The sequence below is a fragment of the Ideonella sp. FW305-24 genome (assembly GCF_058788035.1).
Window position 1 is genome coordinate 657466 of sequence record NZ_JBYTAI010000001.1, and the last position, 16853, is coordinate 674318.

The following is a 16853-nucleotide window of genomic DNA, read 5'->3' on the forward strand; positions in this document are numbered from 1 at the left end:
CAAGGATGCCCATGCTCAGGTCCCTGAAAATCATCTGCGGCCTGCTGGCGCTGGGCTTGTGGTGCTGTTCCTTCTTCGTCTGGCAGCGCTACGCCTCCACCGGCGCCGCCTCGCCACCGCCCGGCGAACCCTCGTACCCGCTGAACACCCACGGCGCGGTGGTCTACCTCACGGCCAGCGAGCACATGCTGCTGTACGGCCTGATCACGGCCGGCGCGGTGCTGTTCGTGCTGGCCGCCGGCCTGTACTTCTTCGGGGAAAGGAAATAAGCCGCAGCGCGCCAACCCGGCTGCGGCAAGCCCGTGGCCACCCTGCAGGCGCCTGGCCGCATTGGCCGGCATGCGCCCATTCGTGCGCGCCTTCCCATTCGCGCCCACCTTCGCGCGCCCCTTCATTCGATCAACCGCTGCCGCCAGGCCCGGCCACCTCATCGGGTGGCCGGGCTTCGCCTCGGCCCCAGTGCCCCACTCTCTCCTGGAGCGATTCATGCAAGCTTTCTCCGACACCTCCCGCGCCAGCAACCCGCAGCGCCGTCCGCAAAGCCTGAAGCTGGGCGCGCTGGCGCATGCCATCCAGGCCTGGCGTGCGGGGAACTCGACGCGGCTGGCCGAGGCCGGCACCTGGTCGGCCATCGGCGCACTGCTGGTGCCGCTGGCCATCGGCATCGCGCTGCAACCTGCGGCCGCCACCACCGTGACCACGACCGGCTCCAACGGCACCACCGGCACGGCCGGCACCGACCCTGGCGGTGACGGCGGCGTTGGCGGCAACGGCCAGGCGGCCAATGCCACCAACCCGGCCAACGGCGACAACAGCAACACCTCGACCGCCACCGGCGGCACTGGCGGCACCGGCGGCAATGGCGGTGCAGGCTCTGCCAGCCTGCCGGGTGGCAATGCCGGCAAGGGCGGTGCGGGCGGCGCGGCCACCGCGGTTGCCAACACCACCCCGGCCACCGGCAACGCAGCGGCCATCAGCCGCGCCTATGGCGGCCAGGGCGGCACGCCGGGCACACCTGGCTCGAACGGCGGCGTGGGCGGCGGCCTGGGCGCGGCCGGAGGCAAAGGCGGCGCGGCCACCGGCACGGCCAGCGCCACCGGCATCGGCAGCGCCACCGCTTCGGCCGACGCGCAAAGCTTTGGCGGCACTGGCGGCACGGCCTCGCGTGGCAAGGCGGGCGACGGCGCCACGGCAACCGCCACCGCAACCGCCAAGTCAGATTCGGGCGACGCATCGGCGCTCGCCGCGGCCACCGGCGGCTCCGGCGGCACCGGCAACACCAACTCCGACGGCGGCAATGGCGCGGCCACCACGCTCACCAACGCCGTCAGCGGCAGCACCACCGGCAACCTCAGCCTGACCCAGAACGCCACCGCCGGCTCCGGCGGCTTCTCGTATGGCGACAGCGGCGGCAACGGCGGCGCAGCCAGCAGTTCGCTCACCGTCAACGACACCACGGCCAACGCGCTCACGGTGAGCCTCAACGCCACCGGCGGCAACGGCGGCGGCACCTCCGGCGGCACGGCGGGCAGCGCCGGCGCCGGCACGGCCACCGCCAACATCACGGCCAAGGGCGGCCTGACGCTGAACGTGCTCGCCGCAGGCGGCGTGGGCGGCGTGGGCCAGGCCAACGTCGACGCCACCAACGGCGCAAACGCCACCGCCTCGGCCACCGGCACTGCCAAGGGCGCGTCCAACCTGTCGATTCTTTCGCGCGCCTATGGCGGCAATGGCGGCGGCACCTCGGGCAGCGGCTTCGTGCAGGTCTCGGGCGATGGCGGCACCGCAGCGGCCACCGGCATCGGCAAGTCCGGCCGCGGCAATGTCAGCGTGCAGGTGCAAGGCTTTGGCGGCACCGGCGGCGGCACCAGCGGCACGGCAGACGGCGGCGCGGGTGGCCTGGTCAACCTGGTCAACGCCACCAAGGGCACGACCAGCGGCGACATCACGCTGGTCCAGCAGGCCTACGCCGGCAATGGCGGCGGCACCGGTGGCGGGGCAGGCGGCACCGGCGGGGCGGCCACCTCGAACCTGACGGCCAGCGACAGCGCCGCCTCCAGCCTCAGCGTCACCCAGCAGGCCTATGGCGGCACCGGCGGCGCGGCCAACATTGGCTTCACCGGCGCCGGCGGCGCAGCCACGGCCAAGGCCAACTTCAATGCGGTGGGCGAACTCGGCGTGACGGTACTGGCCACTGGCGGCAACGGTGGCAACGGCAGCCTGACCGGCGGCGGCGCTGGCGGCGCCGCGCTGGCCACCAACACGGCGACCACGGTGGACCAGCACACCGCAGGCGCGACCACCACGGCCAACGGCGGCAATGGCGGCTCGGCCGGTGGCAGCGGCAGCACCGGCGGCAACGGCGGCAATGCCAGCGCCACCGGCGCGGCCGTGTCCGACTTCGGCCCGATCAATGTCTTCACCACCTCGGCGGCCGGCTCCGGCGGCAGCGGTGCCTCCGGCGCCAGCGGTGGCAGCGCAGGCACTTCCAGCGCCACCGCCACCGGCACCAGCATGGGCAGCGACACCGTCAACGTGCGCGCCGATGCCTATGGCGGCAACGGCGGCGGCGGCAATGGCACGGACGCCACCTCGGCCGACGGCAGCAGCGCCAGCGCCACCGCCAGCGGCAGCTCCAGCATCGGCACCGTCAACGTCACCACCCGCAGCTTTGGCGGCAGCGGTGGCGCCGGCAGTGCGGGCGTCAATGGCGGCGCAGGCGCGGCCCAGACGCTGACCAACGCCACCACCGGCAGCACCGCCGGCACGCTGAACCTTTCGCAGAGCGCCACCGGCGGCAACGGCGGCAGCAGCGACACCGCGCTGGCAGGCCTTGGCGGCAAGGGCACGTCCAACCTGACGCTGACCGACACGGCCGCCAGCAACCTCTCGGTGGCCGTGGGCGCCGCGGGCGGCGTGGGTGGCGCCACCACCTCGGGCACGGCCGGCGCAGGCGGCGCCGGTGTGGCGACGGGCAACGCCACCAGCGTCGGCAACCTGGGGCTGAACATCAGCGCCTCGGGCGGCACCGGCGGTGCCGGCAGCGCAGCCAGCGGCGGTGCCGGCGGCAACGCCAGCAGCACCGGCCAGGGCACGACGACAAACAACCACACCGCCGGCAGCACCGTCAATGCCTACGGCGGCACAGGCGGCACCGCCACCGGCGCCGGCTTCACCGCGGGCGCGGGCGGCACCGCCACCGCGATTGGCAGCGCCACCACCGGCAGCGCAGCCGCCAGCGTCGCCGCCACGGCCTACGGCGGCGCAGGCGGCACCGGCTACAGCGGGGCGGCCGGCGGCGCAGGTGCAGCGGTCACCGCCACCAATGCCGCCAGCGGCAACACCACCGGCGGCCTGACGCTGACCCAAACGGCCAATGCCGGCACCGGCGGCTACTCGTATGAAGCCGCCGCCGGCATCGCCGGCAAGGCCACCAGCAACCTGACGGTCAACGCCAGCAGCGCACAGTTCGACACCACGGTCACCGCCAATGGCGGCGGCGGCGGCTCGACCACCAGCGGCACCGCCACCGCCGGCGGCGCAGCGGTCGCCAAGGGCACGACCACCAGCCTGGGCGGACTGAACCTGAACGTCTATGGCAACGGCGGCACCGGCGGCTATGGTGGCAGCAACGCCACCGGCGCAGCCGGCGGCAGCGCTTCGGCCACGGCCAGCGGCAGCAGCATCGGCATCAACACCGTCAGCGTGCTGGCGCAGGCCGCGGGCGGCAGCGGCAACTACGGCAACGGCGCGGGCAAAAAGGGCGGCGATGGCTCGTCCAGCCTGACCGCCATCGCCAGCGGCGCCTCCGGCAGCGGCACGGTCAACGTCACCAGCCGCGCCTATGCCGGCAGCGGCGGCATAGGCTACGCAGGCGCCACCGGCGGCAAGGGCGGCAGCAGCACCTTGACCGACGCGGTCAGCGGCAGCACCACCGGCACGCTGAACCTGACGCAGAACGCCTACGGCGGCAACGGCGGCGGCACCGACAGCGGCAATGCCGGCCTGGGCGGCGCCGCCAGTTCCAGCCTCACGCTGAGCGACACGGCGGCCAACGCGCTGTCGGCCAGCATCGGCGCCACGGCCGGCGCGGGTGGCAACACCGGCACCGGCAACATCGCGGCCGGCGGCGCGGCCACCGCGGCCAGCACGCTGAACAGCGTCGGCGCGCTGGGCCTGAGCGTGGGCGCCACCGGTGGCACTGGCGGCTCGGGCACCGGCAGCGCCAACGGCGGCCTGGGCGGCGCGGCCACCAGCAGCGGCAGCGGCACCACCACCACCAACCACAGTGCCGGCATCAGCATTGGCGCCAGCGGCGGCACCGGCGGCTATGCCAGCGGCGCCGGCTTCACCGCCGGCAACGGCGGCACGGCGACCGCCAGCGGCTCCGGCACCAGCGGCAGCGCGCCGGTCAGCGTGGGCGTCACCGCCAGTGGCGGCTCGGGCGGCACCGGCTACAGCGGCGCGGCAGGCGGCGCAGGCGCAGCGGTCACCCAGACCAATGCCACCAGCGGCAGCACCACCGGGGCGCTGACCCTGGGCCAGACCGCCAACGGCGGCAGCGGCGGCTACTCCTACGAAGCAGCGGCCGGCGTGGCCGGCAAGGCCACCAGCAACCTTACGCTCAACAGCACCAGCAACGGCCTGTTCGACACCACGCTGCATGCCAACGGCGGCAACGGCGGCTCGACCACCAGCGGCACCTCCGCTGCCGGCGCCGCAGCGGTCGCCAAGGGCATCACCGCCGGCCTGGGCTCGCTGAACCTCGCCGTCTATGCCAATGGCGGCGGCGGCGGCTACGGTGCCACCAATGCCAGCGGCAGTACCGGCGGCACCGCCTCGGCCACCGCCAACGGCAGCAGCGTCGGCCTGGCCACGATCAACGTGCTGGCGCAAGCCACCTCGGGCGGCGGCGGCTCCGGCAACGGCGTCGGCAAGAAGGCGGGCGACGGTGCCTCGGGTGCCGTGTCGGTGGCCAGCGGCGCGTCCGGCGGCGGCAGCGTCACGGTGACCAACCGGGCGTATGCCGGCAGTGGCGGCATTGGCTACGCAGGCGCCAACAGCGGCAAAGGCGGCAGCACCACGTTGACCGATGCCACCACCGGCAGCACCAGCGGCGCCCTGAGCCTGACGCAGAACGCCTACGCCGGCAACGGTGGCAATGTCGACTCCGGCGTGGCCGGCGCAGGCGGCGCGGCCACCAGCAGCCAGACGGTCAATGACACGACGGCCAGCAGCCTGACGGTCAGCACCAGCGCGATCGCGGCAGCAGGCGGCAGCGCCTCGTCCGGCACCGCTGCGATCGGCGGCGTGGCCACCGCAAGCCAGACGGTCACCGGCGTTGGCACACTGAACATCGGCACCGGCGCTTCCGGCGGCAATGGCGGCGGCGCCAATGCCGCGGCCGGCGCCAAGGGCGGCGCAGCCACCGCCACCAGCAGCGGCACCACGATCAACAACAACGGCGCCACCGTCAGCGCCTCGGCCACCGGCGGCAACGGCGGCGGTGCCGGCGGCGCCGGCAAGGTATCCGGCGCGGGCGGCACCGGCACCTCCAGCAGCACCGCAGTCACCGGCACCGGCGGCGTGAACGTCAGCGCTGGCGCCACTGGCGGCACCGGCGGCTACGGCGGCGGCGGGGCGAGCGGCGCCATCGGAGGCGCAGGCAGCGCCACGGCCAGCGGCACCAGCGGCGGCTCGGCCGCCATGTACAGCCAGGCCACGGCCTACGGCGGACGGGGCGGCGATGGTGACGGCAGCGGCAGCACCGCAGGCAACGGCGCGGCAGCCACTGCAGTGGCCAGCGGCGCCGCCGGCAACGGCACGCTGAACCTCAGCGCCGGTGCCACCGGCGGCGCTGGCGGCACCGGCTTCAATGGCGCCAAGGGCGGCGCCGGCGGCGCGGTCACCGAGACCGACGCCGTGACAGGCAGCACCAACGGCACGCTGAACCTCAGCCAGGGCGCAGCAGGCGGCGCGGGCGGCTATTCGTACACCGCCGCAGCCGGCAAGGGCGGCAACGCGACCTCGACGCTGACCCTCAGCAACGCCAGCGCCAGCAGCGCCACCATCGCGCTGTCTTCCGGCGCCGGCGCGGGTGGCGGCACCAGCTCCGGCACAGGCGGTGCCGGCGGCGTGGCCAAGACGGTCGGCACCCTGACGCTGACCGGCGTTGGCGCACCGCTGACCGCCAGCACGCTGGCCAATGGCGGCGCAGGCCAGGGCACGGCAGCCGGCGGCGCGGCCACCAGCACCTTGACCGCCACGGCCACCACCTCGGTCAGCGCCACCGCCACAGCCAATGGCGGCAGCGGCGCAACCGTCGGCGCAGCCACCGCCTCGGCCACCGCGAAGGAAACCCTGGCCTCGGGTTATGCCCATGCGGTCAGCAACGCCAACGCGGTGGGCGGCGTGGCCACCTCCACGGCCACCAGCCAGGGCCTGGCCGCGGCCGACCTGGACGCTGTCGCCAACGCCAATGGCGCCAGCGGCACCGCCACGGCCACCAGCACGGTGACCAACGGCGCAAAAAGCATCAGCAGCACGGCCGCGGCCGATGTCTCCGGCGCCACGGTGACCAACACCCAGTCGGCCTACCGCACTGCTGTCGGCCTGAACATGCCCAACCTCGGCGGCGGCAGCAATGGTGTGCAGTCGTTTGCCTATGCCAACGGCTCGCCCAGCGCCGCCACGCTGAACGCGCAGTTGTCCTCGCACCCCAACGTGGCGGCCTCGCTGTCCGGTGGCAGCACCACGCTGGGCCTGGGCTCGTTTGGCGCCAACTATGGCGGCGGCGCCAGCGGCACGCGCACCTACTCGTCGAGCACGACCTACGGCTTCTCGCTGTCGGACACGCGCACGCTGAGCCTGGGCCTGCTGGGCATGACCAGCTACAACGGCGGCTTCGATTCGCTGAGCTTCACGGTGAAGAGCGGCAGCACCACGCTGCTGAGCAACACCTTCACCACGCTGGCCTCGGCGCAGACCTTCTTCACCGACAGCGCCGTCAGCCTCGGCAGCTTCGCCGCCGGCGCCAACAGCGTGGTGCTGAGCTTCAGCCTGACCGCCAGCGCCGCCAAGGGCGCGGACATCAGCTACCTCTTGTCCTGGCTCACGCCCGCCGTTGCTGGCGCACCGACCACCACCACGACGGCCAGGCCGACCATGGGCATCGCCTCGGCTGTCACGGTGGCCAAGCCTGTGGCAACCGCAACGGTTGCTGCGGCGGCCGACGACGACGCCACGACGCTGCGCCGCGGCTTCGGCCGCGCCATCAAGCCTGGCGTGATGAGCTCGATGACGGTCGCCAAGCCGAGCCTGGGCATGGCCGGCTTGCGCCCGACGCTGGGCGGCGCCACGCTGGGCAACACCGTGCTGCCCACCGCCGCAACCGCCAACGGCCGCGCCGGCAACATGGCGCTGGACCGCGCCGACGGCCTGCTGCGCGGCCGCGGGCGCTGAAAGGCAGGCAAAGCACTGGCCGTCCGCCAGGGCTGCCGGTGCTACGCTGGCCTTCCCTCCGTTTTGACAGACGCGGCGCCCAGGGCGCCGCGCGCCATTTGATGCGCCAGCTCTACGTCGATGCCCAGTACGCCAGCCCTTACGCCATGTCGGTCTTCGTGGCCCTGCATGAAAAAGGCCTGCCCTTCGAGATGCACACCGTGGACCTGGGCGCAGACGCCCACAAGGCCGCGACCTTGGCCGGCACACTGCTGACCCAGCGCGTGCCCACGCTGATCGAGGACGACGGCTTCAACCTGGCCGAGTCCTCGGCCATCACCGAGTTCCTGGAAGACACCGCCGCAGGCCCTGCCCTCTACCCCAGCTCGCCGCGGCAGCGTGCCCACGCGCGCCAGGTGCAGGCCTGGCTGCGCAGCGACCTGATGCCGATCCGCGTCGAACGCCCCACCGAAGTGATCTTCTTCGCCCAGCGCCGTGCCCCGCTGTCGGTCGAAGCCGAAGCGGCTGCGCAGAAGCTGTTCAGCGTCGCGGACACCCTGCTGCATGGCCACAGCGACGACCTGTTCGGCGAGTGGTGCCTGGCCGACCTGGACCTGGCACTGATGCTGAACCGGCTGGTGATGCACGGTGACCTGGTGCCGGCCCACCTCGCGGCCTATGCGACACGGCAGTGGCAACGCCGCAGCGTGCGCGAGTGGCTGGCGTTGCCGCGGCCGGGACTCAGTCAGTCTTGATGAGAGGTTCAAGGCCGCGCTATGCTGGGGCTCAGTGACTTCCAACCATGAGGGCCACGCGAATGGGCATGCCACTGCACAAGATGACGATGGCAGAGTTCCTCGCCTGGGAGGAGGAACAGCCGGAACGGCATGAGTTCTACCGAGGCGACACCTATGCCATGGTCGGCGGGACCCTGCGCCACAACCGGGTCATCCTGAACCTGGCCAGCCGCATCGGCGACCACCTGGACGGCACGCCGTGCCAGGTCTTTGCCGAGAACGTCAAGGCAGAACTTTCCGAGGGCTTCCTGTACCCCGACGTGATGGTCACCTGCGGCAAGGCCGAGGCCGGCGACGAGCAGACCATCACCGACCCCAAGCTCGTCATCGAAGTGCTGTCGCCAAGCACCAGGGGCTACGACAAGCGCGACAAGTTCATCCTCTACCGCACACTGCCTTCACTGCGCGAGTACGTGTTGATCGACCCGGCCAAGCGCCAGGTGGAGGTCTTCACACTGGCCGAGGCCGGCGCCTGGTTGCTGACCGACCAGACCGGGACCGGTGAGTTGGTGCTTGGCAGCATTGACCTCAAGCTGCCGATGGCACTGGTTTTCAAGGGCGTGGAGAGCGGCGCAGCATGAGCAGCTGAAGCCGAGAACCGCGCCTCAGCCTCTCAGCCCAGTTCGAGCAGGTGGGTCAGGTCCCACTGCTCGCGCGGCTGGGCCAGCGCGGCGCGTTCGGCATGTTCGTGGCGCTTGATCGCGATGAAGGCATTGACCAGCGGGTCGCCGAGCAGCTCGCGCAGGGCCTGGCTGGCGTGCAGCGCGTCCAGCGCGGTGGGCAGGCTGCGCGGCAGGCGCAGCAGCTCGTCGCTGCCATCCATCGGTGGCTCGGCCGCCTGCAGGCCCAGCAGGCCCAGGCCCAGCGTGGCTGCCACCGTCAGGTAGGGGTTGGCATCACCGCCAGGCAGGCGGTTTTCAATGCGGCGCGCGCTGGCGCCGGAGGCCGGGATGCGGAAGGCCAGCGAGCGGTCCTCGTGGCCCCAGCTGGCGTGGGACGGTGAGGCATTGCTCAGCGCGATGCGGTCGTAGCCCATGTCGTGCGGCGAGAAGAAGGCCATGGCCGCAGGTGCGGCGCGCTGCAGGCCGCCCACGAAGTGCGACAGCGCGGCGCTGTCGGCCCCGGCCGGCTCGGCGAACAGGTGCGGCCAGTCGGCCGCCTGGCGCTGCACGCTGAAGTGCCAGTGCATGCCGGTGCCAGGCTCGTCCAGGAAGGGCTTGGGCGCGAAGCTGCACAGGTAGCCATGGCGCGCGGCGATCTCGCGGGCCAGGCGCTTGAAGCGGAACACCGCATCGGCCTGGGCCAGCGGCTCGCCGTGGCGGAAATTGACTTCGTATTGCGACAGCGCCGATTCGTGTGCATGGCCGTTCACCGGAATGCCCAGCAGGTCGCAGGCGGCGTACAGCTCGTCGAAATAGGCCTCGAAGTGCGACAGCCGCTCCAGCGACAAGGCCTCGCAGGCGCGCTCGCGGGTCAGCGAGCCGCCATGCGCACGGGCCGCGCTGAGGCGGGCCTGCGCGTCGCGGTCCAGCAGGAACAGCTCCAGCTCCGGCGCCACCAGCGCCTGAAGGCCGGCGGCGTCCAGCCGGGCCAGCACGGCGCGCAGGGCGGCGCGGGGCGAATAGGCCGAAGCGTCCACCATGCCGGTGGCCGAGCGCAGCGCGCCGGTGGGCTCGCACAGCACTGTCAGCTCGCCGGGGCGACCCGGCCGGGCGCTGAGCGTGCGCAGGTCCGGCACCAGGTGCATGTCGTCGTAACTATCCGGCAGCAGGGGGCCGAACACGGCTTCCGGCTCGCCGGCGGTGAGCGTCAGGCCCATCACCACCGAAGGCGCGCGGCAGCCGCCCATGCTGGTGAAGTCGTCGGCGTGCACCAGCTTGCCGCGGGCCACCGAGGTGAAGTCGCCGAATGCGCATTCGACCAACCGCGTCGGCTTGCCGCCGCTCCTGACGGTCTCGCAGGACTGCAGCGCGGCCTTCAGCTCGGCGGTGGACGGGGAAACAAGCGGCTCGGTCTTCATGGGAACGTCAGGGAAATGGGTGTGCCTTGTGGGCGCAACCGAGCATGATAGGCGAGCCGCCCTCGGTCACCCAGTCGGGTAAGCCGGGGCCAACCGCCGGGCCGGGCCCGGCCACCGATGGTCGAACAAACTTGCGCGTGGGCCGCTTGCCGGCCCCAGAATCAGCCCACGTTGGGGACGGCACCGGCCACGTCGCAAGGGAGCGGCGCGGCACAGGGGGCCGCCAAAAAGCGGCGCAGCACGCCTGACGCCGCAAAGGAAGATTGACCGTGCAGGAACACACGCAAGGCAGCGCCAGCCTGGGTGCGCGCAGGCCGCCGCCGGAACAGACGCTGCGCCAGCAGGTCGCCCGCCATGAGCTGGCCTGCCGCGACAACCCGGCCGCCTTTGTGCAGGCCACCGCGGCCTGGGCGCTGGGCGCCTGGCTGGCGCTTGCACTGCCGGCCGTGCTGGCGGTGCTGGCGCTGGCCGCCGCGCTGGCCGGCTGGTGGATGGACGAAGCGCTGTGGCCGCCGCTGGTCGGCCTGCTGGGCCTGCTGCTGGGCTGGACGCTGGCCAGCGCGGTGTGGCCGCAAACGCTGCCTGCCGGTGGCAAGACCTTGCCGCGCAACCAGGCGCCGCGGCTGTTTTCACTGGTGGACCGCCTGCGCGGCGCGGTGCAACCTGCGCCCCCCCGCCCGGCCGGCGCGCCATCCCAGCCTTTGCTGCCCCGCGCCATCGCCGCCTGGCGCCAGCACCGCAACCCACCGCTGGCCGTGCAGCTCGACAGCAGCCTGCAGGCCGAACTGCAGGAAGCGCCGCGCCTGGGCCTGCTGGGCTGGCCGCAGCGCCGGCTGCGCCTGGGCCTGCCGCTGCTGATGGCGCTGGACGGCCCGCAGCTGGCCGGTGTGCTGGCGCGAGAATTCGCCCACCAGGGCCGCGGCGTGGAACCGCGCCTGGCCTGGATCTTCCGGCTGCACCAGCGCTGGGCCAGCCTCTCGCCGGCTCAACGCCCCGCCCGGCTCAGTGCGCCGGGTGCGGACCTGGCCCGGCGCCTGTTCTACCGCCACCTCTACCCCGGCTTCGAAGCCCGCGCGCTGGTGCTGGCCCAGTTGCACCAGCGCGCGGCCGATGCCTGCGCGGTGCAGGTGGCCGGCGCCCAGGCCGCCTTGCAGGCACCGCTGGCGCTGGCAATCCAGCAGCGCTACCTGGACCAGGACTTCTGGCCACGCCTGTGGGAACAGGCCGCCCGCGTGCCCGAGCCGGACGCAGCACCGCTGCGTGGCCTGCGCGTGCTGCTGAAGGACAGTCCGCGCCAACCGGCCGCACGCCGCTGGCTGGCCGAAGCACTGAAAGCGCTGCCCGCCCAGCGCGCGCTGGAACCCAGCCTGCGCGAGCGCGTGGCCTGGTTGCAAGGACAGACGGGCGACGAGGCCGACCCACCGGCCGCCCTGCCCGCGCCAGTCGAAGTGCCGGCCGTGCCGGCCCGCAGCGCCGCCGAGGTGCTGCTGGGCAGCGGCCTGGAGCCCTGGATCGACATGCTGGACGCCGACTGGCGACACCAGGTGACCGACGAGTGGCGCGCGCAACATGCTGCCCACCGCCGCCGTGAGCGCCTGCTGCACGAGCTGGCCGATGCCGATGCCAACGCACCGTTGCCACTGGCTGACCTGCTGCTCTGGGCCCGGCTGGCGAGACAGGTGCAAGGCCCGGGCGCCGCGCTGGCGCCACTGCGGCTGACGATGGCCCGCCACCACGCGATTGGCGAGGCCCGCTACCTGCTGGCCTGTGCGCTGCTGGACCATGGACCTGCCGTGCAGCCGCGCGGCAGGCGGCCGGACCCGACACCGAGTCAAGCCGAAGCCATCGAGCTGCTGCAAAGCCTGGCCAACGAAGGCCGCGAAAGCCTGCAGTACACGCAGGCCCTGGCGGCAGACCCCCACTGGCGGCTGCCGGCCGCGCAGCGGCTGGAAATGGTGCTGGAACAGCGCGAGGATTTCGAGGCACTGAAGCCTGTGCGCGCCCGCCTGCGCGAGCTGGCGCTGGAGGCCGAGCGGGCCGAGAAGGTGTTGCGCAGCTTCCAGGGCGAACAGCAGCTGGAAGCCGCACCCACCGGCCTGCGCAGCCGCCACACCGGCACGCTGCCCAGCACCGCGGCCCAGTTGCACACCCGCCTCAGCGCCCGCGTGCTGGCCGACACGCTGGCGCTGCTGAAGTCCGAGCCGGCCGTAGGCAAGGCCTGGCTGCTGCGCAAGACCAGCCCGCAGGTGCGCGGCTGGAGCCTGTACCTGGTGGTCATCGAGCGCTCGCACGCGCTGCTGCAGCCGGACCCGGCGCAGTGGAGCCAACTGCTGGAGGCCAAGATCCAGCTGCCGCTGCCGGTCGCCGTGGTGGACCTGGCGCAGCCCTACTGGCAGGACATTGGCCGGACTGACCTGGTGCAGGCGATGCGCAGCACCGAAGGCGCGTGCATTTACACCGCCGAAGCCCCGAAATGAGCGGCCGGAATTGACCCTGACGCCGCAGGCAGGCAGCAGATTTTTTAGAATGCTGCAGTGCACCTACTGAACGCCGACCTGCACTGCCATTCCATTTTTTCGGACGGCAGCCTCTCCCCCAGCGAACTCGCCCAGCGCGCCCACCAGGGTGGCGTGGCGCTGTGGTCCCTGACCGACCACGACGAACTCGCTGGCCAGGCCGAAGCCAGGGCCGCTGCGGAGGCCCTGGGCATGGCCTACGTCACCGGCGTCGAGATCTCGGTCACCTTTGCTGGCGAAACCGTGCACGTGCTCGGTTTCGATTTCGACGAACACCACCCCAGCCTGGTCCAGGGCCTGACCGAATTGCGTGCCGGCCGCCACCAGCGCGCCCGCGACATGGGCGAAAGCCTGGCCCGCGCCGGCATTCCGGGCGCCTACGAAGGCGCGATCAAATACGCGGCCAACCCCGAGCTGGTCTCGCGCACCCACTTCGCCCGTTTCCTGGTCGACAACGGGCATTGCAGCTCGATCCAGGAAGTTTTCTCGCGCTACCTGAAGGAAGGCAAGCCAGGCTTTGTCGAGCACCGCTGGGCAGGACTGGGCGAGGCCGTGCGCTGGGTCAAGGAAGCCGGCGGCGTGACCGCCATCGCCCACCCCGCCCGCTACCGCTTCTCGCCGACCGAGGAGTTCGCGCTGTTCGGTGAGTTCCAGGCCCATGGCGGCCGGGGCGTGGAAGTGACCTGCGGCAGCCATTTCCCGGACGAGGTCGTGAAATACGCCGACATGGCACTGGAGTTCGACCTGCTGGCCTCGCGCGGCAGTGACTTCCACGCGCCCGGCGAGAGCCGCGTGCCACTCGGTACGCTGCCAGACCTGCCAGGCAAGGTCACGCCGATCTGGTCGCTCTGGGCGCCGCGCCTGGCAGCCCATCAAGCGGACCCGATGGCCGCGGCTTGAGCCGGTCCGGCCCGCCAGGCCACACACCCACATCGGTATGTGGATGGCATTGACGACACCGTCAAAAGGGCCGTCCGGCGCTGCGAGAATATCGGCATGGCCCAGTACTTCGAGGTCCACCCGCAGAATCCGCAGCTGCGCCTGCTGAAGCAGGCCGCGCAGCTGCTGCATGCCGGCGGCGTGGCCGCCGTGCCCACCGATTCCAGCTACGCCCTCGTCTGCCACCTGGACGACAAGGCCGCCGCCGAGCGCCTGCGCAGCATCCGCCAGGTCGACGACAGGCACCACCTGACGCTGCTCTGCCGCGACCTGTCCGAACTCGCCAATTACGCCCGCGTGGACAACCGCCAGTACCGCCTGCTGAAGCTGGCCACGCCAGGCCCGTTCACCTTCATCCTGGAAGCCACCAAGGAAGTGCCGCGCCGGGTCTCGCACCCGTCCCGCCGCACCATCGGCCTGCGCGTGCCCGAGCACACGGTGCTGCAAGCCCTGCTGGCCGAATTCGGCCAACCGCTGCTGGCCACCACCTTCATCCCGCCCGGCGAAACCGAAGCGCTGAACGAACCGGCCGAAATCCGCGCGCGCTTCGAGAAACAGCTGCAGGCGGTGGTGGACGCCGGCGCCTGCCCGCTGCAGCCAACCACGGTGATCGACCTCAGCGGCGACGAACCCGTCATCGTGCGCGAGGGGCGCGGGGACGCGGCGAAGCTGGGGTTGTAGACGCCACCCTGCCGGCCGCTGCCGCAGCATGCTTGGCGCTTGGTTGGGGTGGCGGCAGAATCCGCCGCGGCCGGTGCCTACCTTGCAACGGCCACAGTCGCTGGCCTCAGGGATTTCAGGAGGAGGCCTGCGTTGGTCAAATCCAGAAGACAGCTGCCATGCAAGAACCCCAGTTCAATCCATTTGCGCCCCCGACGATAGAGACCGAGCGCAAAACCACCGATTGCGTCCGCAAAGGCAAATCGGTCATCGTGCCGGTCGGTTTCGACCTTCCCCAACGTTGCATCATTTGCAACTCGGCCGCGCAAACGCCGGTCAAGTCGAAGAAGCTGTATTGGCACAGCCCGTGGCTGTATCTGCTGATCCCGCTGAACATCCTGATCTACTTGGTCGTCGGCTTGCTGGCCAGGAAGTCGTTTGTGGTGTCGCCTGGGCTTTGCGAGGCCCATGCCAGCCGCCGCAAGCGGCGCGTGGGGGTGGCCATGGCCATCGCGTTGGTCGCACTGTGCCTGGGCGTGGGCCTGCTCGCGCGTGGCCAGCAACTGCCTGGCATCGGCATGCTGTCTTGGGGACTGGTGAGCCTGATCGTGGCGATGTTCCTGGGCCGCAAGGTCTATCCACGCAAGATCACCAAGGAATACCTCAAGCTCGGCGGTTGCAAGGAACCCTTCCTCGCCTCGCTGGAGTAGGCGAGACGGGCCCAGCCCGCCAGTGCCGCGCCCTCATCCATTCACACAGGGAAGCAAACCAACATGATCGACCACACCGGCGCCAGCGTCAGTGACTACGGCCGCAGCAAGACGTTCTACGAGAAGGCGCTGGGCGCCATGGGTTACCAGCTGCTAGCGGAGATGCCGGCCGAGCTGGTGGGCACCCGGGTGGCGGGTTTCGGCGAGCCGCCGAAACCGGACTTCTGGATCGCCGAAGGTACGCCGAATGTGCCGGCGATCCACATTGCCTTCCGCGTGGCCTCGCGCGCCATCGTCGACGCGTTCTACCGTGAAGCGATGGCTGCGGGCGGGACCGACAACGGGCCCCCCGGCGTCCGCGCGCACTACCACCCGAACTACTACGGTGCGTTTGTGCGCGACCCGGACGGGCACAACATCGAAGCCGTCTGTCACGCGCCCGAGTGAGGCGCTGAAATGGAAAAGGCCTGGAGAACCCAGGCCTTTTTTCATGGTCGAGAGACCCGCAGCTCAGAGCGCAGCGGTCACCACGATCTCGATCTTCCACTCTGGCTTGGCCAGCGCAGCCTGTACGGTGGCGCGCGGCGGCGTGTTGCCGGCGACGACCCAGGCGTCCCAGACGGCGTTCATGCCGGGGAAGTCGACCAGGTCGGCCAGGAAGATCTGGGCGCGCAGGATCTTGGTCTTGTCGGTGCCGGCCTTCACCAGCAGCGCGTCGATGGCTGCCAGCACTTGCCGGGTCTGGCCCCCAATGTCCTGCGAGCCGTCTTCGGCCACCTGACCGGCGAGGTAGCAAACGCCGTTGTGCACGGCCATTTCGGACATGCGGGCGCCGACTTCGTAGCGTTGGATCATTTCAGTGCTTTCCTTTGGTGTGCGAGTGCGGACGAGGATGCGCGGGCTTCTTCCCGGTGGCCGCAGCAGCGGTCGCCGCGCTCGACTTCTGGCCCAGCCTGGATTCGGTCCCGTTCATCAGTTTGCGGATGTTGGCGCCATGGCGCCAGATCAACAGCAGGCTCATCACGGTGATGGCCAGCAGCAGCGGCGAGACCTCCCAGATCAGCATCTGGTAGAACGGCGCAAAAGCTGCGGAGACGATGGCCGCCAGCGACGAATAACGCGTGAAAACCGCGACGATGACCCAGGTGCCCAGCGTTGCCAGGCCCAGCCAGGGGTTCAGCGCCATCAGCACCCCGGCTGCGGTGGCCACGCCCTTGCCACCCTGGAAGCGGAAGAACACCGGCCACAGGTGGCCGATGAAGGCCGCCAGGCCCACCAGGCCGATGGTCAGCTCGCCCCAGCCGAAGCGAGGTGCCAGCAGCATCGCCAGCACCACCGGCACATAGCCCTTGAGTGCGTCGAAGGCCAGCGTCAACAGCGCGGCGACCTTGTTGCCGGAGCGCAGCACGTTGGTGGCACCCGGATTGCCCGAGCCGTAGGAGCGTGGATCGTCCAGCCCCATGAAGCGGCTGACGATGACTGCAAACGACAAGGAGCCGATGGCATACGCCACGGCCACGGCAAGCAGGGAGGTCGCAATGTCCATCGAAGCAGGCGATGGCGAAACCGCACACCGCAATGAAATACCGGGCGTGGAGTGTAAGCTGCCCGACAGGCCGGCCTGGCTGGCGTCTGCCCTGAAGACCTGCGCCAACACAAGCCCCGGCAACACCGAGGCACTTCCTGCGGGCGATTACCATCCAGGATTGCAGCCGCCACCGCGCCTGCACCGACCGGGCCGGCGAGCCGCGGGTGTTCGCTGAAGGTCCAC

General features: G+C 71.3%; 12 protein-coding genes. 9 read left to right on the top strand and 3 right to left on the bottom strand.

All coding sequences use genetic code 11. From position 1 onward, the window contains the following. Window positions 1-11: 11 nt before the first annotated feature. The 4 genes from AC3WR5_RS02875 (at window position 12) to AC3WR5_RS02890 (ending at window position 8818) form a co-directional block, all read left to right on the top strand. Window positions 12-269: a hypothetical protein gene (locus tag AC3WR5_RS02875; RefSeq protein ID WP_492481699.1), complete on the top strand. Its 258-nt coding sequence runs from the start codon at window positions 12-14 to the stop codon at window positions 267-269. Between the two features lie 217 nt (window positions 270-486). Continuing rightward, window positions 487-7461 carry a hypothetical protein gene (locus AC3WR5_RS02880; protein ID WP_492481700.1) on the top strand — a complete coding sequence of 2325 codons (6975 nt, stop codon included), beginning with the start codon at window positions 487-489 and terminating at the stop codon, window positions 7459-7461. Between the two features lie 101 nt (window positions 7462-7562). After that, window positions 7563-8195, top strand: coding sequence for a glutathione transferase (gene yfcF, locus AC3WR5_RS02885; RefSeq protein WP_492481702.1), 633 nt, complete (start codon window positions 7563-7565; stop codon window positions 8193-8195). Window positions 8196-8263: 68 nt separating this feature from the next. Further along, entirely contained in the window at window positions 8264-8818 is a 555-nt protein-coding gene (locus tag AC3WR5_RS02890) for a Uma2 family endonuclease (RefSeq protein WP_492481704.1), read from the top strand. Window positions 8819-8850: 32 nt separating this feature from the next. On the opposite strand, the gene AC3WR5_RS02895 is transcribed toward AC3WR5_RS02890, so the two are convergent. After that, window positions 8851-10257: a glutamine synthetase family protein gene (locus tag AC3WR5_RS02895; RefSeq protein ID WP_492481706.1), complete on the bottom strand. Its 1407-nt coding sequence runs from the start codon at window positions 10255-10257 to the stop codon at window positions 8851-8853. Window positions 10258-10526: 269 nt separating this feature from the next. Between AC3WR5_RS02895 and AC3WR5_RS02900 the strand changes: the two genes are divergently transcribed. From AC3WR5_RS02900 to AC3WR5_RS02920, 5 genes are all read left to right on the top strand, one after another. Beyond that, the gene (locus tag AC3WR5_RS02900; RefSeq protein ID WP_492481708.1) at window positions 10527-12734 is read left to right on the top strand and encodes a hypothetical protein; all 2208 of its coding nucleotides are present in this window, start codon (window positions 10527-10529) and stop codon (window positions 12732-12734) included. A 57-nt stretch (window positions 12735-12791) separates the two neighbouring features. Then, a complete protein-coding gene (locus AC3WR5_RS02905; protein WP_141289288.1) occupies window positions 12792-13673 on the top strand; it encodes a 3',5'-nucleoside bisphosphate phosphatase in 882 nt (293 codons plus the stop codon). Window positions 13674-13769: 96 nt separating this feature from the next. Further along, complete coding sequence (locus tag AC3WR5_RS02910; protein ID WP_141289289.1) at window positions 13770-14393, top strand: L-threonylcarbamoyladenylate synthase; 624 nt, start codon at window positions 13770-13772, stop codon at window positions 14391-14393. Between the two features lie 158 nt (window positions 14394-14551). Further along, on the top strand, window positions 14552-15082 hold the full coding sequence (locus tag AC3WR5_RS02915) for a hypothetical protein (protein WP_141289290.1): 531 nt from the start codon (window positions 14552-14554) through the stop codon (window positions 15080-15082). Window positions 15083-15145: 63 nt separating this feature from the next. Continuing rightward, window positions 15146-15529: a VOC family protein gene (locus AC3WR5_RS02920; protein ID WP_492481711.1), complete on the top strand. Its 384-nt coding sequence runs from the start codon at window positions 15146-15148 to the stop codon at window positions 15527-15529. A gap of 63 nt (window positions 15530-15592) precedes the next feature. On the opposite strand, the gene AC3WR5_RS02925 is transcribed toward AC3WR5_RS02920, so the two are convergent. Together AC3WR5_RS02925 and plsY are read right to left on the bottom strand one after the other, a co-directional pair. After that, window positions 15593-15937, bottom strand: coding sequence for a RidA family protein (locus AC3WR5_RS02925; RefSeq protein WP_492481713.1), 345 nt, complete (start codon window positions 15935-15937; stop codon window positions 15593-15595). Window position 15938: 1 nt separating this feature from the next. Further along, window positions 15939-16628 (bottom strand): glycerol-3-phosphate 1-O-acyltransferase PlsY, encoded by a 690-nt coding sequence (gene plsY, locus AC3WR5_RS02930; protein WP_492481715.1) that lies wholly within the window; start codon window positions 16626-16628, stop codon window positions 15939-15941. Between the last annotated feature and the right edge of the window lie 225 nt (window positions 16629-16853).

What these genes read in the sequence shown, in the direction of transcription:
- AC3WR5_RS02875 (WP_492481699.1), top strand. Translation starts at nt 12, where the DNA reads ATGCTCAGGTCCCTGAAAATCATCTGCGGCCTGCTGGCGCTGGGCTTG.
- AC3WR5_RS02880 (WP_492481700.1), top strand. Translation starts at nt 487, where the DNA reads ATGCAAGCTTTCTCCGACACCTCCCGCGCCAGCAACCCGCAGCGCCGT.
- yfcF (WP_492481702.1), top strand. Translation starts at nt 7,563, where the DNA reads ATGCGCCAGCTCTACGTCGATGCCCAGTACGCCAGCCCTTACGCCATG.
- AC3WR5_RS02890 (WP_492481704.1), top strand. Translation starts at nt 8,264, where the DNA reads ATGCCACTGCACAAGATGACGATGGCAGAGTTCCTCGCCTGGGAGGAG.
- AC3WR5_RS02895 (WP_492481706.1), bottom strand. Translation starts at nt 10,257, where the DNA reads ATGAAGACCGAGCCGCTTGTTTCCCCGTCCACCGCCGAGCTGAAGGCC.
- AC3WR5_RS02910 (WP_141289289.1), top strand. Translation starts at nt 13,770, where the DNA reads ATGGCCCAGTACTTCGAGGTCCACCCGCAGAATCCGCAGCTGCGCCTG.
- AC3WR5_RS02915 (WP_141289290.1), top strand. Translation starts at nt 14,552, where the DNA reads ATGCAAGAACCCCAGTTCAATCCATTTGCGCCCCCGACGATAGAGACC.
- AC3WR5_RS02920 (WP_492481711.1), top strand. Translation starts at nt 15,146, where the DNA reads ATGATCGACCACACCGGCGCCAGCGTCAGTGACTACGGCCGCAGCAAG.
- AC3WR5_RS02925 (WP_492481713.1), bottom strand. Translation starts at nt 15,937, where the DNA reads ATGATCCAACGCTACGAAGTCGGCGCCCGCATGTCCGAAATGGCCGTG.
- plsY (WP_492481715.1), bottom strand. Translation starts at nt 16,628, where the DNA reads ATGGACATTGCGACCTCCCTGCTTGCCGTGGCCGTGGCGTATGCCATC.